Origin of the sequence: Acinetobacter rudis (assembly GCF_000829675.1) — a bacterium.
GTDB lineage: Bacteria > Pseudomonadota > Gammaproteobacteria > Pseudomonadales > Moraxellaceae > Acinetobacter > Acinetobacter rudis.
The window spans coordinates 1-15928 of sequence record NZ_BBRX01000082.1; the positions used below are offsets into that span (position 1 = coordinate 1).

Genomic DNA, 15928 nt, shown 5'->3' on the forward strand with positions numbered 1-15928 from the left:
TGCGCTTAAGAATATCTTGGGATAGCCCTCAGTCCTAATATTTAAGAATACATTCTTATTTCCAACCTCAAGATTAAGATACGCTTCAGTTGTTTCAAGTGTTGAGTTATAAAATACGTTACCATTGTGTTGATAACTACCTTTTATATCTATCCCCATAATTCTAGAAATATAAAAAAAATTACTATTAATCCACTGACTTCTACTACCTGGACCATCCGCCTCTTGACCATTTTCGTATCGAGAATCTGTATTAAATTCCAACCGTGTAACTAGTTCACCAGTAAATGAGCTATAAGAAATACTTGAATCTCTAGGATAAACACTTGGATCTGTTGATGCATATAACAATAGATAATCTATTTGATCAAAAGTAAATTTTAGACATTTACTCCCCCAAACTTTTACACTAGGTAAACTTAATATTGAAGGTTTTAGTGTAAAAGAATTATTGTAAACAATACCAAGTCTTTGATCTTTTGTTAATGATGAAGATCCACTGGCCCCAACATGAATAGTGCAATTTATAAGTTTTATCTCAGTTGCAGATAAATCAAAATTTAAATGGCGGAGACTTATGTCTCTAGATATCAAGATTTTACCATTAAAACTTATGAGCTTTTTATTGCTAGATCTTGCTTTTAAAATAGCTTTCTCAAACTCTTCTGACTCGTCGGTTCCGTTACACTTACAAAAATCATGGAGGTTGACATAATCAGTATTTGTATCAAACTGTGTTCTCCCAGACCATGTCTTAATTTCAGTATCAGTTATTACAGTATTTAAAGCTTTTTGATTATTCGCATTCATTTCTTTCTCCAAGTTATTGAAATATATAATCATCTTATCTAGTATTAATAATGATTACTACTAGATAGTTTTGTTCTCCTCTCTTCAAATTTTAGACATAAAAAAACCCACTCTAATCAAAGAATGGGCCATTGAGATTTTTCTAAGTTAAGATAATATTAAAATTTAATCGGCACTGAATACTGAGTATTTTTAATGTTTGTACCTTTTACTCGGCAAAACAATCTAATCATATAATCACCATCGCCATCATATTTAAACTTAAATATTGGCATACTCTGATAAAAAATATCATCAATTTTTTCACCATTTTTGTACAGGTATGCTGCGTATTCTAGATTTAAGTTAGAATCAATAATTCCTGCAAAGAACAGATTATCCCTAAACTTATTTTGCGTAATATCAATAATATAAACCAATGATGCTAATTTCTTTTCAAGATTACTCAAGAATGTTTTATAAACATCATCAACATAATGAAATGGTGTTAAACCCCATTTATGTTTTGAATTTGCAATTAACTTTGATGACTCATATGTCATGAATCTGACATCACTATAATTTTGGCGAATATAGTTATATATTTTTTCTAGAAACTTATTCTCTTCATCAATATAGTCTGTATTACCATAGATTTTAGTGCCATCATCCTTTATTTTCGCCCAATAGACCTGATTAATACAGCAACAATCTTGTTTGTTTATTTCAACCAACTTTGAATACAATCTATCAAATCCAGAGCAGAATAAATTAAAAAGTTCATCTGATCTTGGTTCAATCTTTAACACCTGACTTGACTGTTTCTCTAAATCTAAACTTCTAAATTCTGGAAGATTTGTAACAAACCCATTACCATCAATATTTATTAAACCATCTCGTTCATCAATAAAATCTAAAATAAAAATATCAAAGTCTTTATCTTCAATATTAGCTAGTAAATTTCTATTGTGATCATCAACAAGCATACGTCTTTGAAAGTCAGAGCTAATCGAGCTAAGGTCATAATTTGCATTTATTTTGTTGGAAGCCAATGTTGCTAAAGATGATCGAGCACCATAATGCACAATATCGTAACCTTCTGAAAATGGAAATGCGTCCCTAGTTACACAACTTCCCTGAATAAAAACTTTAATTGACATATATATAGCTACCAACCTATCACTAATAGCAAGCTTACAGCAAAGGTACAATCACTCCAACGCCTCATTATAAATAAAATTACCAGCCACGAAATAATGCAACTGGTAATGGTAAAGTGATTTTACAAATTTGAACTTAGGAATGAACCAATTTTACTTGCCCAATGTTTATTACCTTCTATCGCTTTTGGATGAATACCATCACGTAAATAGTATGTATAGTTATAGCGATTTACACCGCTATTGCTGTACATATCAAATGCTGGTACATGATACTTATCAGCCACGTCTAGTAATGCTTGTTGGAATTCTCTGAGGTAGCCATTCGGTGTTGGAGTATCGTCTGAATTATCACTTATAGGGCTTTGTGGTGTTATGAGTCTGTAAGACATGCCAACCAATATAAGTTGCAAATGAGGATATCTTTCCTGTATCTGCTCTACTGCAAAACACATCGCCCCTTTAAATGTTTTACCTTCTGCATCCGCTTCAAGTTCTGACCCTTTTGGCGTACCTGTCCAATCATTTGTACCAAATGCAATAACCAGAATATCTACTTTGTTCCAGTCTAGATTTGCCATCGCGTTAGCCTGCGGTGTATTGTCGTCATTTTTATTATCACGAGTCCATTCTGCACCTGCTATAAGGCTAGAGTAATCATTCATATTTATGCACTTAGCAATGTTATATAAACACTGCTTATCATACCCATCTGGACTAGATGTGTAGCGACCGGCTCTACAACCACCAAAACCAAACTTATGAATAGTTGCACCATGCATATTGCCAATACGCTCTGGATAGTCACCCTGCTCTACAATTGAGTCACCAAGAAAAGCTATTGTTTTCCCTGAAAGTGAAGACATACCACCACTAGAAGTTGGTCCACCCCATTCAGTCCAAACCCTAACACCACCTACCAATGATGATTGTCTTTCTTGTATTTCACCATTGTGCTCTGTACTAGTAGCACGATGTACTATAAAGGAGCCAAATACACTAACATTGATTTTCAATGTGTCTTTAAAACCTTTTGGCCCATTAATATACTTTCCATTAAGAAGGTAATTACCCTCACTTAAAAATGAATTACAGTCGGCATCTGTAAACAACCCTCTGAAGTTGTAATTACTTGGGAATCGGTCATTTGTTAGAGCAAATGGCGTTAACTCTATCCAGTTCCCGCCACCTACTTTTTCAAACTTATTTCGGCCATCTGTTTGTTTAACTGTTACTGACTTAAAACTTCCATCGGTACTAATATTAACCAATGCAGCTCCACTAAATCCCTTTGGTAAATTAATCCCATTTGTTAATACATAACCACCATCAACTGTAAGACTCGTAGGATCAACTGAATCCACTACACCAATAAATTTAGCTACTGGAGATCGCCAAATCCCCACCCCATCCGAAGCTCGACAGGATCGTCCCCACTTAATTGTTGGTGTATTTAATCTATTTAGTTGTTGTTCAAAAAAACCTCCAGTGGCTGGTTTAACACTTAAAACCACATGTTCATCAACAACAACTGTTGGTGGTAGATCTGAGTAAGTATTGCCAGGTATCAGCAAGTAATTTCCTACATTCTTTGCATTATTCAGGCTACCACTTGGTAATGTTATTACTTTTTTTGACAGCAAATCAGTGTAGTCTTTTGCCTGATCCAACTCACTTAAACCAGTGTCGTGCCATTGAGTACCATCCCATTGCCACAACTTAAAAGTCTCAAGATCCTTGACGACAACATGTGGAATACTAGGTTTATAGGCTAGTATTGCTTCCTTATCTTTAAACCCACGATAACCACCATTATCAAGCATTAACTTTTGAGTCTTTGCATGCGTTGGATAGTGCTTACCGCGAATGGTTTGAACATCTTCATCCGCCTTTCCATCCCAATACTTTTCCCACGATTGGCAGTTACCATTTGCATCAATCAACTGTTGAACAGTCACAATTTTATCTGCCATCTGTCTTTCTCCAGGCATCAAAAAAGCCCCCCGAAGGTGGCCTGAATTTAAGTTTATTTAGAAAAATGAATGATCTTTCTCGTAGTAACGATCATCGTAGTTAATACAAGTGAGTTTGTTGGTCATAGCATCATTGGGTGACATTTCAGTAAGCAGAAAAGCCTGCTTATCTGTATCGCTTGCCTTGATAATTGAATATGTTGTTCTGATATAACGATCATCATCAATAACCAATGGCATACGTGGTGCACGGGTTAAAATAACCTGATTACTCTGCTCTGCCTTTAGACATTGAATAATATCAATCGATGCATCAGGCATTTGAAGATGAATGTAGTAGAGCTGACCATCATCAAAATTCACAACCTGAGACAAGGTCAGCGTTAAAACATCGACACTTTCAATCTCACCATCTTGTGTTTCAAGACTGGTTCCATCTGCCACAAGTATTCGATCATTTCGCTGCAGCAAATTAGACTCATCTAGAGCATCAAATTCAACCGACTCTGTTTGGTACAGAAGCTTATTCCATTCACGCCAAGCACGTGTTTTAGCCTGTGCTTCGTTTCTAATACCAGAAGTGGTGATCTTAAGTGGGTTTTTAGCACCACCGCCCTCAGGAACAGAATAAGTAGTTCGAGTATCATCACTTGGATCAGTCCACTCTAACTCAACACCGTCATAGTCTTTATTGATTCCAATGGTCCAAGTACGCTTTTCAGAACCAGGCACTTTATTTCGATGATTAAACAGTAATACAGAGTTAGGTTGAGGTTGTTCAAACTTAAATCTGATCTTATTACCATAACGATACGCTTCACAGAAACAAGCGCTCGCCACCATGCCAACCTGCTCTTCAAATGAGAGCTTGTCATCATCAAATGTATAGCAAAACTCAACAGCCTTATCACTACCAAAATAGTCTTTGACCTTTTGAATCTCTGACTTAATTTGATCAATATCGATTTCATGTAAAGAACGTCGACCAATATAAGGATCTAAAGCCATATTAATAAGAATCTGACCAGCATCTTTAGTTGGCTGTAGTTCTCCAACACCATCGACAGGCAACATTCGTCTGACTAGACAATTGAGCTTTCGATCTTTTACCGATAATGCACCATCTGTAGCAGGTGTAATTGTCCGAATAACGGTGATACCATCATAAGAATGCTTATCTGTCTTGGCAAAAGCAAAGACATCCTTAATCTTAACTTCGCCATGGTATGAATCATCTGTGTACCAGTCCAAACAAGCTCGAAAACGGAAGCTACCCACGAAATTAAAATTAATTTCTAATGTTCTGCCAAACTGAGATAGATTGTATTCACGGAAAAATAAAACTCGCTGCTGAACAGCACCTATTACATTCCCATTATCATCAACTTGCTGATACTCAATTAAGACCTTTGATTCAGTTGGATCTCGTCGACCAGATTTGGATTGCCAATACAGTCCCTGTGGCCAAGTGAGATTTATGGACATGCCCTCAGCATTCGACATATCTACATTAAACCACCCTACCCACTTATTACTCACGCCATCAAGTTGCACAGAAACTGCTTGACCAGCAGTACTCTTACTTGGAAGTGTGTAAAGCTTTTCCCACTCATTGTTAATTGCAGCAGGGTTAACGAGTGCAATAACATTCGGGGTTAAACTTGAAATGGTATAAGCACCATTTAACGTAATACCCTGAGTGTTTTTATTGAGCAGTGCTCCTGCAATAATCTGATAATCATCATTTAACAATGCCCAGCTTGGATTCACATAATGTGGATTGGTTAAGGCAATGTCGTAATGAAATCCAGTCGGAATGGTTGTCTTTTGAATTGCTGCAACGGTGTATTGTCCAGATAAATCCCGTGTTACCTTCTTCTCAACAGCCTCTGTCACACTTTCAAAAATTTGATCACCATTTAAATCTAATGCGGGATTTCCCCTTTCATTAAACTTTGGGGCAATCCTAGTCACTGTTTCTTCAGTTACGATCTCAACCGTAGCACCAGTGAGTTGCAACCCAGTAAATAAGCTCACATTGTCAATATCGCGTGTCGTTTCAATCACGATATGATTGTTCTGCTTAATCAGCATCTCACCAGTCAAAATGACATCAGAAACGCCAAATACCGCATTTTGGATTGCGATATTGTCGCCACTTGCAAAACCATGGGTAAAATCAATCGAAGATGAACACTTAATAAGATTAGGTGCTTCAAACCAAATTTCATTGGATGTTAACTTTACATCGTTGGGTTGTTTTAAAGACTGGCCATTGATTGACTCACTCTTCTGGACCTCAAGTGGGAGGTGTGTAAATTCAGCACCTATACGCCAGTCCGCAGGACCAATGAGGGAATTATTTGGGTTATAGACAGATACTGCCATTCCATTGATATTGCCCACATCCGTATCACCATCTTTCATATCTCGAATCTGGTAATAACCTCGACCAATACACAGCACACATTCTTCAACTTCAATGTTATCAATATACTTGGTATAGACTTGCGCGATCAAATCAGAAAATGAGCGAACCTCACCATAGATATCAGGTATGCGGCCATTGAGGCGTGGTCTATTACTACGCTGTGCCAATTCATTGTTTGCTGAACCACTTGCTTGTGATGGAGGTTTTGGCATCGTTAGAACAGCATAAACACTATATGCTGCCATGACCGCCACTATTGCATAATAAACATAGATAAGCCATCCATATGCTGGATGAATCACTACATAGATTGTGCCTGTAAGATTTTCTAGATACTCAATATCAGCAATAGTTTTAGGAGTAACAATTGTCTGTCTTGATACCCCGTTGTGATAAAACTGTAAATTAACAGGCCGTTTGCCTTTAAAGTACTCAACTAGAAATTTGCTTAAGTCGTCTACCTCAAAATATTCATTTTTAGAATTATCATGCTGATCATGAACAATAGTGACTTTCTTCATTTATAGAATCTCACTTCCTTAAAATGATTCTGCATAAACTCCAAAGGAATGAACTGCACACCACACGGCGTTAAATGCAAAAGTTTATCGCAATAAAAAAGCCCAACATGTGTTGAGCTTCGATCATTGTTTGTCATATAGACAATGCAGGGGGATTTCTGTTTCCTAAGTTTTTTAAATGGCTTCTGGCCATTAAGACTGTCTTGAAGCCGTTTAGCAATATCTTCACCTGTAATCTGCATCCAAGCCTCAATAGCAAATTCATTACAGGTGTATTCGTTAGACCATGTTCGATCTAATAAATTATCAATAGACATTAGATCCCTCGTAGTAATGGGTAATCCTTGAATGTATAAAGCAAACCAGTTTTTACACTGTTTAATTCAGGTGCTTGAGCATCAAAGGTCATTAATCCCTCGCTATTCTTTGATACTGTCGGAATTTCCAAAGTTTGCAGCTGCTCTATGGGCTGACCTAAATCATCATCACGAAAAATCTTCAAAGCAAACTTAGGCCTTTCACGTGGCCACTGGCTTTTTTGAATATCCTTGATGGCATCAGCAAGAGAATCATCCATATCGGCAAATGTAATAGAGGTGGTTTGCTCTAAATCATTGGTGACATTATTTCGCTTAATCGACATAGGTTGATAGAGATATGCATTGCCACCAGCAATCACGCCATCTTCATCATTTCTGACATAACGATAAACTTGTGAGAAACTTGGATGTGATATTTCTATACACTCAAGCTGCACAATTGATCCTGGTGCATCAAGATAAAAAGAAGCGTAATTACTCATTTAATCTCCTTTAATGCATTTGGCATAGCTTCATTCACAAGATGGTCTAATAGGTCGTTTAGTTCCGCTAGATCCTGTGCCTCATCACCAACACCCACAATCAAATCATCCATGGCAGGATCTATATTTAATGGTTTAACTCTAAATTGAGCTGTGACCGTATAGACTGGTCCTTCCTTGCTGCTCAATGTTGGAGTGCCGACAAAATAACACTGGTATGGCTGAACAATCGGATCGTCAATACAAAGTTTAGCTAAAAACCTTTGTGATGGATTTCTTGCCCATACTCGATAGAAAGCCATCAAGTATTGATAACCACCTTTTCTAACCACCCATCGCACACTTGCTGTGTGATATGTTCCTTTTAAAGCTCGACGATGACGGGGTGCTCCACCATCAAGCTCTTGAGAAATCACACCATCACCGACCTGTGCTGAATATCCACTTTGAGTGGAGCAATACATTAATGTGTGCATGATTTTTCCAATAAAAAACCCACCGAAGTGGGTTTGTGTATTTTTATTTGCGCTTATTCGTTGCCTGCTACCTTTTTGGGCGCTTTATTCAACAATTGATCAACAAGTTCATTAATCTTTGTTTCAGTACTTCGCCATTTATTAAGCGCCATACCACCATTTCCTTTTAATCTAAATGATGCTTCTGAAACTTGGCGACCACCTTGAATAAGATTAAATTGAGCAGAAACCATATATGGTGCTAAATCCCACGAGCGTAAAGCTGTGTAGTTAAGTGTCGTCTGACATAAACTCAGATCATCAGACTCCTTAACTGTTTTTGCATCAACACCATATCTCTCAAAGCTTTTTTCAACCAGATTATCAAAGTCTTTAATAATCACCTTAGGGTTGTGAACAACACATACCTGTCTTATTGAATCAGGATTAAACCCTGTTACATTATTTACTTGTATAGCTGTACATCCAGATAAACCAACCCCAAGCAATGCTAATAAAAATATATTTTTCATTTACTTAACCCCATTAAGTTGAACACAAAATAGCAGGTTGATTTTGAAAAATCTACTTCTTAAACTAGCGGGCCGGTCTTGCTGTTGTGTGCTGTCGAATAGCTTTCGACTCATCGGAACTTGGTCGGCCTAGATTTCTCCAAGACTGCTTATTAACATCCTCAGCAATCTTTCGCATCCGAACCTCTAAAACTCCATTATTCCACTCAACATCAGCTGTTTGACCGGGTAGTGTGAGGATGTTGATTTGAGGCTGGATATTAATAGGTTGTGCTGTATCAACTTTCGCCTCCCCAATCGCAGCCAATCGCTTTCTTTCAAGCATCGGATTTGATTGAGGAGAACCTTGACGCATCAGATCAACATTGACAGGCCCACCCCAACGCTTAATATCTTCTTGTGACCAAACAACTTCTCCTTTATGGACAATACCAGCTGGATCGTATTTACCCCCTCGACCAGTATACCCACCATCCGCAAAAGTACCCATATACTGCTGCGCCTTGATGAGGGCAACACCCGCATAACCGGTTGCACGAATAACTGCTGCTGCAGGTAAACCAAATATACCTGTTTGCGCTGTAGTTGCTGAGGCTGCCAACTCTGTATTGATAATCTGCTGCGCTATCGCCATTTCTTTTTGTATATAGAACATTGCACGATAGGTTCTAGAGTTTTCACCCTTTGCATCTTTAATCATTTGAGTCATATCACCCCATATCGTGGAGGTCTGTGATAATAGTTGACCATACATTTGCATTTGAGCTTCATACTGCCCTTTAAGCACTTCCTCACTCTTCTTGGCCGCTTCTAGATTAATGGCTTGCTCATTATCAGCATGCAATTTCTTAGCAGTTTCTAAGCGTTTTAAGTGCTCATCATAAAGTATCTCCTTAGCAGCATGCTGCGCTTTAATATCTTCAATCTCCCTCAGATATTGGTCATCATTATTAGAAAGCGCATCGGTCTTCTCTCTGGTAACCGAGTAAATCTGATATTCATTATCATCCATTTTAGTACGCGCCATACGATCATCAATTTCACGACGACGCTTAGCAATTTCTTGCTCATAAACACGTTGCTTTTCTTGCTGAGCAGATCTAAAGACGTCTACATCTAACTGGCGCTTCTCTTCCAAGGACTTCAGGTATACAGCTTTTTCCTCCTTACCGAAATCCATACTGGCTTTGATTCGAAGTGCATTCACTGCAGCATCATTATTAATCTTCGTCTCACCAACCCAGCGCCAACCATCAGCCTCAAGAACCTGCTCAAGCTCTCTAAGTTGCTTGGTATATTCATAACGCTCTTTCTCCATTTCCATTTCTTTGGTGAGACCATGCTTACGGAGATCAGTCATACGCTTTTGATGATCAGAGGCATCTTTTTGGGCAGTGGTGTAGTAGTCAGTTTTAAGGGTTTCTCCTTCTTTGGCGAATTGAGCCTCATCTCGCTCCTGTTGGGCATAAGTTCGAGAGTTAGCCTTGCCATCACTAGCACCCTTAGCAAGCTTCTTATCAATACCAGGAACTTGATGCATTAAATCAATAACAACACCATCCTCAAATGTTACTCTAGAGTAGTGACCTGCATTTTTACCTTGATGAGTAGTAACACTTTTGACAGCAACATTCGTCGTAATTGGTGTGCCTACTGGTGTCCTAAAGTCCCAGCCACCATGGGGTTTACCATCTGAACGAATCTTTCCATAAGGAGAATTGCTATTGTTGGGATTTAGTGTTTTCCCACCTAGTTGAAATCTAGCTAAATGTTCTTTAGTAACACCGCCTTTATTTGATCCCATTGGATATTGAACGTGTAAATGTGGTCCTGTGCTTTTTCCACTATTACCAGAAATTCCAACAAGGCGAGCACCATTTGCGAGGAGTTGGTTTTGCTTATCAATCTCCTTCGTTTTCTCTCGTTCAGCTTTGGTTTGGGCTTGCGTCTGCTTGGTGATTTGATCCTGTAGATTTTCTCTTTTTTGCAAAATAAGAAAATCATTGTGGGCTATTTTTAACTGCTCGGTTGTTAATGCCTGACTAGAAGAGATCTTCTTATCAGCCAACCATTTCTCCATGAAGTTACCCCACTTCACACCATACTCACCACCTCCAGCAGCATTAACGTTGTTAATCCAGCGCTGGTTCTTGGCGTTTTCCTCCAAACTTGATGCTTGAATCGCTGCCAAACGTTGCTTCGCTAACTCCTGTTGAGCACCCGCCTCCTTATTGGCAGCTGTTGTAACTAAATCATGTGAATTTGCTAATGCAGCATTCTTTCCTTGAGCGTTGCTTGCCTCATTCCCTGCAAGCTTAACCTGTGTACCTAAATGCCCCTGAGCATCAGCATTTTTTTGTACAACAATACGTTGATCATCATAAGCAAAATTAGCATCTTTCAATTGCTTAAATTGCTGTGGTTCGATGAAGTTAAGTGCGTTGAGGCGTTTGACTGCTTCCTCTTGTGAAATAATACCCTGACGCACTTGATTGGAAATATCAGCTATTTCAACATTGCCTTTGTGGGCATTTTGGATAGCAATCACATGAGCATTAAAAGTGAAGTTGAGCTCTTTAAGCTTTTTGTTTTCAGCTTCAAATGCTTCGGATAAATTGTTTTCTGTAAGTGCCTTTTCCCGACCCTCCAACTTTTTAAGCTCATCAGCAGTCTTGTCTGCCGCTTCCCCTTGCTGCTTAATCTTCGTAGTAGCTTCTTCAGCTTTACCTGAAAAATAACCATAAGCAGCACTAGCACCTGTAATGCCAATCGTTAAAGCACCAATAGGACCACCAACTAAGGCCAATCCTTTTGATGCAATGTTTCCGAATTTCGCTAAACCTCCACCAAGACTATCAACCTTTGCCTGAGCAATGCTTACTTGATCAAGTGCTTGCTTATATCGTAGTGCTGCAGCTGTTGCCCCGTACTTGGCTTGAGTTGCTGCACCTGTTGCTTGGACACTAGCAAGATGGGCCTTAGCATCATTCAGTACAGCTACAGCTAACTGTTGCTCTTGAACTGCTAATACCTGAACAGCAGATCGAGCTGCTAAAGCATCACTGGCATTTTTCCGTAAAGCATTACCTTTGGTTAGAATGGCCTTTGTTAAGTACGCTACACCACCAAGCATCGCAACACTTGAGATTGTACTAAGGTTTTCAGAGATCAATTGAATAGACTGGGCGATTGCCTGAGCTGCACCACTTGTTTTTCCAGCCTCACCAACAAACTTTGTTATTTCGTTATTGAGCGTTGTCATCGACTGACCAATAGTCATATCGGTACGATTAAACAACTCATCAACATTGTCTTTTGATTTTGTTAAAGCATCAACTAAAACACCTGTGGTGATTTTACCTTCAGCTGCTACAGCACGAAGTTGACCAATGGTGATACCCATACCTTGTGCGATTGCTTTGGAAAGACCAGGTGTTTGCTCCATGACAGAGTTAAGTTCTTCACCACGCAACACGCCTGAAGCTAATGCTTGTCCAAATTGGGTTAACGCTGCCTCAGCAGATGCAGCACTCGCTCCAGAAATAGCCACAGCTTTTGATACTGTTTCAGTAAGCTCAGCAGTCTTCTTCATATCAATGCCGAGTGTTTTGGCATTATCATTGAAACGTTGATACACCTGAACAACTGAATCCCATTCTTGGCGAGAACTTTGAGCAATACGGAAAGTGTCATTCATTGCTTGATTGAGTTCCGTTTGGCTCGTTGTTACTAGCTTTAAACGGTTCTCAAATCCTGCAAAAGCATCCATCTTAGATACAGCAGCACCAACTGTAGCAATCGCCATAATACGTGAAGCTAAAGCCTGTGCAGCTGTGCTCGCCACGTTCATTGATGCTACAGAAGCATTTGAACTTTGAGTGACTTTACCCAAACCATCACTGGCCATTTTTGATTGAGTACCAACTGATCCAATCTGACCAGCGAATACTTTAGCTGAAGATGCACCTTTGGCACCTTCTTGTGAGAATGTTGTTAGAGACTTTGATGTACCTTTAACTGACTTTGCCGCAAAGTCCCCAGTCTCTTGAATAGACTTAAGTTCTTTGTGTACTGCTTTTGCATTGCGTACCGCTTCTTGTGATTCAATTGCAATGGACAAACGACTTTCTTGCTTGGACATAACTTTTCCTCAGGCGTAAAAAAAGCGCCTAAAGCGCAGGTATAAAAAAACGACCTTGGGTGGGTCGGTTTAGGATTTGATTGCAGCAATTAACTCTGATGACTTCCACGTTTAAATAATAAGAACTATAAGAAGTGTTACTTTCCAGAACCCATATTTATCCATTACGCCCTCCACTTTAGTACTACTACCATAATTTCAGGCACAAGTATTTTTCCCTTATTTTCCTTTAAGTTCATCTATAAACAAAAACCCCGATAGCTCCAACTATCGGGGTTTTGCTTCTTGAGTGCATCAAGCGCCATTTGTAAAAGCACCCTAAAGTGCTTTAGTTCTAATTCTTCTTAATTGATTCTAAATAGCCCAAAATAGACCCTATTTTTTGGATGATATACCACCAAAACAAACCGCTTAAGCCTACAGAAACACCCATACCAATCTGAACAATAGACCAAGATGATTCTTTGATCATTCCCGCATATTCTGAATATCGCACGGTCTCAACCTTACCAAATGCAAAAATATAAAGAATACCAACCGCAATAGAGAATGCTAAAACTAGATGCCCTATAAATTTACAGTTCTCGGATTCGCTATCAACAGCACCAATATTTGATTTGTTTTCTTCAATAGTCATAATCTTTCTACATTTTATTAATTTGGTTAAAAATAACACTATACAGAATATTAATCCATCCAACCTACTGTTTTATATCAAAAACCGCCACTAGGGCGGTTGTCACTTAATGTGTTTGAACTGGTAATGTCACTTGTTTACCACTTCCTCAGTTAAGCTACCTCCTGTTTTACAGTTTGGTTGGCTTGTATCAAGTACCTGCGTACCTTCTACTCGATAGCCAATCTTACCAAAAAGAAAAGCATGATTAAGGCTGGTTATCACAACATCTGTCAAAGCCACTGAGCATTTATTTTTTTCAATTGCTTTATCCATTGCCGTTTTCATATCTGGAATACCTAAAGGAAACAAAACAACTGGAACTGAATCATCAGCTGTTACTCGCTCACCTTTAACAAACTGATTTGAATTTAAATTGTAATTTTTCGTACTAGCAACTGTTAAGTCAGCCATTCGGATACTACAACCACTAAGTGTTAATCCTAACCCAATTGCCGCAACTACCAATAAATTCTTCATGTATACAAATACCACCCCATTAAATTTACACAAAGTAACAGAGTGGATAAAGAAAATCCACCCAAAGGTGATTTGCTAATGAGTCATAAAATACTAGTTGATCTCATGACATTGAAGTTATTTTCTTCATTGCCCCACATCAAGTGGGGCTACTTCTTCCGATAAGCCTCTTCTAAAAAAAGATTATCCAAAGTGATAATGAAGTCATCGAACATCCAAGATACACACGGCGATTCATATTGATCCAAATATGCTGCAATAGCCGATAGATCAATTGGCATCGGGATGCCCTGCTCATATCGTCTAGACCGTGAAATCAGGTGATATGCATCAACTACTGCTAAAGCTAATCGTGTTATTTTCGGCGCTTTCGCTTTGATACCGAGCGCTGCGAGCTGACGTTTTTGATGTTCGGTTTTAGCGCCATGCAATTGATATCGGTAGCACTCAATGACTTTCCCAATAGCTCCTCTTTAGCTTTACCTGCAGAAGCCTGAATGAGTTCAGCTTGCTCAGACACAAATAAAACAAGGGCCATTGAAAGCCCCTGTTTTGTTTCGGGATCAATAGCCATAGTACAAAGCTGCTCGGCCATATCTGCTGAATACTTGATAGGCTTTCCATCAGCATCAATAACGCCCTCCCAATCTAGGATTAGATCAGCAAAGGCTTTGTTGTAGTCAAGCGGTGTGAGCTGTGCAGATTCATCTGTGATTTCACGATAACCATTTAGCTCCTGATTAATCTTGGCACTAAAGATTTCCATCTTACGACCAAAAGCAGGCTTACTAGTGCCGGCAATTAAGAACTTCGCACCGTCAAATGGACACCATTCGCTTGGCACATCAATGGGTTTCTTTTCTTCAATTTGAATTTTCATTAAGGGCCTACTGTAGCTGGAATACGTGTAATTTTTGGAGAAACAAGAATATGATTAAAATTCACATCAAGCGTGATCGTATCTTCACCCCCACCATCAGGATGATTAGCTTCAGCAACTTCTAATTTAGGAAATTCGAATGCATAAGCATTTCCACGACTGTCTTCAATCGAAAATTCGACAGGCATCGTATCTCGTGATTTCACCAAATCAATATAGTTAGCAGATTGAGCTGAGAACATGTATTGAGTGTTCAGCGTGATATCAACGATTTTTTCTAAATATGTTGTTGCTGAGAGTTTCTTAGATCCAATACAGCGAATTGCTTCGAGATTGTTATTAATTGAAAGCTCAAGCGATTGCATACAAGCCGTGCCAACAATGCTTTCATCGTTAATTTTCACATCACCTACATTCAAAGCTGAAACCAAGACCACATCATCGACAGGCTTAGGGTTTACTACAGGATTAACCATAGTACGCTCAAATGTGGTTCCCACCATTCCAAAAGTCGCAGTAATCTTTCCTGTTGTAGCAATTGACATACTGACCTCGCCAATACGAACGCCACGATAGATAAAGATCTGACCAATATCTGAGTAGACCTTGACGAGTGTAAATGTTTTACGTACGTCACCACCAAATACTAATGCATCATTATCCCAATCGTTCATTGCAACAGCTGACCAAAAGTCATCAAATAACCCGATGGCCATTTCTACTTCAAGCGAACCCTGTATTTCTGATTCAGTTGCCATTCCACCTTGACGAAAACGACCATCCGCAACACTGTTCGATGCTTCAGTACTTACATTTTCTGATAGGCCATCGGTAACACGGCGAACCGTTTTCCAAATGGGCGTAGCTGGTAACTTTTCTGGTGACTCTTCGGCTGCATAATAAAGCCGAATCTTTGCGCCTGAACTCATAGAGTCCTCCTTATTTTAGGCATAAAAACCACCTTTCGGTGGTTTTTAAATAATCAATTATTAACTGTTTAGTAATCCGAATGCATAATCTAAAAAGACCTTATATCGCCCATCTGCTTCTTGATTAGGCCAACTATGCCCCCAGTTTTTATTGCCTT

At 38.9% G+C, this 15928-nt stretch carries 12 protein-coding genes and 1 pseudogene; all 13 read right to left on the reverse strand.

All coding sequences use genetic code 11. From position 1 onward, the window contains the following. Positions 1-810 (reverse strand): hypothetical protein (locus Aru01_RS16075; protein ID WP_042111603.1); only part of this gene is annotated, 810 nt, incomplete at its 3' end. Between the two features lie 158 nt (positions 811-968). Beyond that, positions 969-1949 (reverse strand): DUF6270 domain-containing protein, encoded by a 981-nt coding sequence (locus tag Aru01_RS16080; RefSeq protein WP_016657035.1) that lies wholly within the window; start codon positions 1947-1949, stop codon positions 969-971. Positions 1950-2071: 122 nt separating this feature from the next. Then, positions 2072-3922, reverse strand: coding sequence for an SGNH/GDSL hydrolase family protein (locus Aru01_RS16085; RefSeq protein WP_016657036.1), 1851 nt, complete (start codon positions 3920-3922; stop codon positions 2072-2074). A 57-nt stretch (positions 3923-3979) separates the two neighbouring features. Then, positions 3980-6874, reverse strand: a complete 2895-nt coding sequence (locus Aru01_RS16090; RefSeq protein WP_016657037.1) for a host specificity factor TipJ family phage tail protein — start codon at positions 6872-6874, stop codon at positions 3980-3982. Further along, the gene (locus Aru01_RS16095) at positions 6871-7191 is read right to left on the reverse strand and encodes a hypothetical protein (protein ID WP_016657038.1); all 321 of its coding nucleotides are present in this window, start codon (positions 7189-7191) and stop codon (positions 6871-6873) included. Before Aru01_RS16095 ends, Aru01_RS16090 begins: the two co-directional genes overlap by 4 nt. Beyond that, on the reverse strand, positions 7191-7676 hold the full coding sequence (locus Aru01_RS16100) for a DUF1833 family protein (RefSeq protein ID WP_016657039.1): 486 nt from the start codon (positions 7674-7676) through the stop codon (positions 7191-7193). The genes Aru01_RS16095 and Aru01_RS16100 overlap by 1 nt, the downstream gene beginning before the upstream one ends. Further along, positions 7673-8152 (reverse strand): hypothetical protein, encoded by a 480-nt coding sequence (locus tag Aru01_RS16105; protein WP_016657040.1) that lies wholly within the window; start codon positions 8150-8152, stop codon positions 7673-7675. Before Aru01_RS16105 ends, Aru01_RS16100 begins: the two co-directional genes overlap by 4 nt. 53 nt (positions 8153-8205) lie before the next feature. Then, a complete protein-coding gene (locus tag Aru01_RS16110) occupies positions 8206-8664 on the reverse strand; it encodes an Sbal_3080 family lipoprotein (RefSeq protein WP_016657041.1) in 459 nt (152 codons plus the stop codon). 366 nt (positions 8665-9030) lie between these two features. Next, positions 9031-12805, reverse strand: a pseudogene (locus Aru01_RS16115) (tape measure protein); the annotation flags it as partial. Between the two features lie 334 nt (positions 12806-13139). Then, positions 13140-13442 carry a hypothetical protein gene (locus Aru01_RS16120; protein WP_016657043.1) on the reverse strand — a complete coding sequence of 101 codons (303 nt, stop codon included), beginning with the start codon at positions 13440-13442 and terminating at the stop codon, positions 13140-13142. Between the two features lie 129 nt (positions 13443-13571). Continuing rightward, a complete protein-coding gene (locus Aru01_RS16125) occupies positions 13572-13961 on the reverse strand; it encodes a hypothetical protein (protein ID WP_016657044.1) in 390 nt (129 codons plus the stop codon). A 355-nt stretch (positions 13962-14316) separates the two neighbouring features. Beyond that, entirely contained in the window at positions 14317-14841 is a 525-nt protein-coding gene (locus tag Aru01_RS16135) for a phage-derived protein YdaY family protein (protein ID WP_016657045.1), read from the reverse strand. Further along, a complete protein-coding gene (locus tag Aru01_RS16140; RefSeq protein ID WP_016657046.1) occupies positions 14841-15770 on the reverse strand; it encodes a phage tail tube protein in 930 nt (309 codons plus the stop codon). Before Aru01_RS16140 ends, Aru01_RS16135 begins: the two co-directional genes overlap by 1 nt. Positions 15771-15928 lie beyond the last annotated feature (158 nt).

Coding starts and splice junctions, on each gene's coding strand:
- Aru01_RS16110 (WP_016657041.1), bottom strand. CDS start 8,664: ATGAAAAATATATTTTTATTAGCATTGCTTGGGGTTGGTTTATCTGGA.
- Aru01_RS16090 (WP_016657037.1), bottom strand. CDS start 6,874: ATGAAGAAAGTCACTATTGTTCATGATCAGCATGATAATTCTAAAAAT.
- Aru01_RS16135 (WP_016657045.1), bottom strand. CDS start 14,841: ATGAAAATTCAAATTGAAGAAAAGAAACCCATTGATGTGCCAAGCGAA.
- Aru01_RS16085 (WP_016657036.1), bottom strand. CDS start 3,922: ATGGCAGATAAAATTGTGACTGTTCAACAGTTGATTGATGCAAATGGT.
- Aru01_RS16125 (WP_016657044.1), bottom strand. CDS start 13,961: ATGAAGAATTTATTGGTAGTTGCGGCAATTGGGTTAGGATTAACACTT.
- Aru01_RS16080 (WP_016657035.1), bottom strand. CDS start 1,949: ATGTCAATTAAAGTTTTTATTCAGGGAAGTTGTGTAACTAGGGACGCA.
- Aru01_RS16105 (WP_016657040.1), bottom strand. CDS start 8,152: ATGCACACATTAATGTATTGCTCCACTCAAAGTGGATATTCAGCACAG.
- Aru01_RS16140 (WP_016657046.1), bottom strand. CDS start 15,770: ATGAGTTCAGGCGCAAAGATTCGGCTTTATTATGCAGCCGAAGAGTCA.
- Aru01_RS16100 (WP_016657039.1), bottom strand. CDS start 7,676: ATGAGTAATTACGCTTCTTTTTATCTTGATGCACCAGGATCAATTGTG.
- Aru01_RS16095 (WP_016657038.1), bottom strand. CDS start 7,191: ATGTCTATTGATAATTTATTAGATCGAACATGGTCTAACGAATACACC.
- Aru01_RS16120 (WP_016657043.1), bottom strand. CDS start 13,442: ATGACTATTGAAGAAAACAAATCAAATATTGGTGCTGTTGATAGCGAA.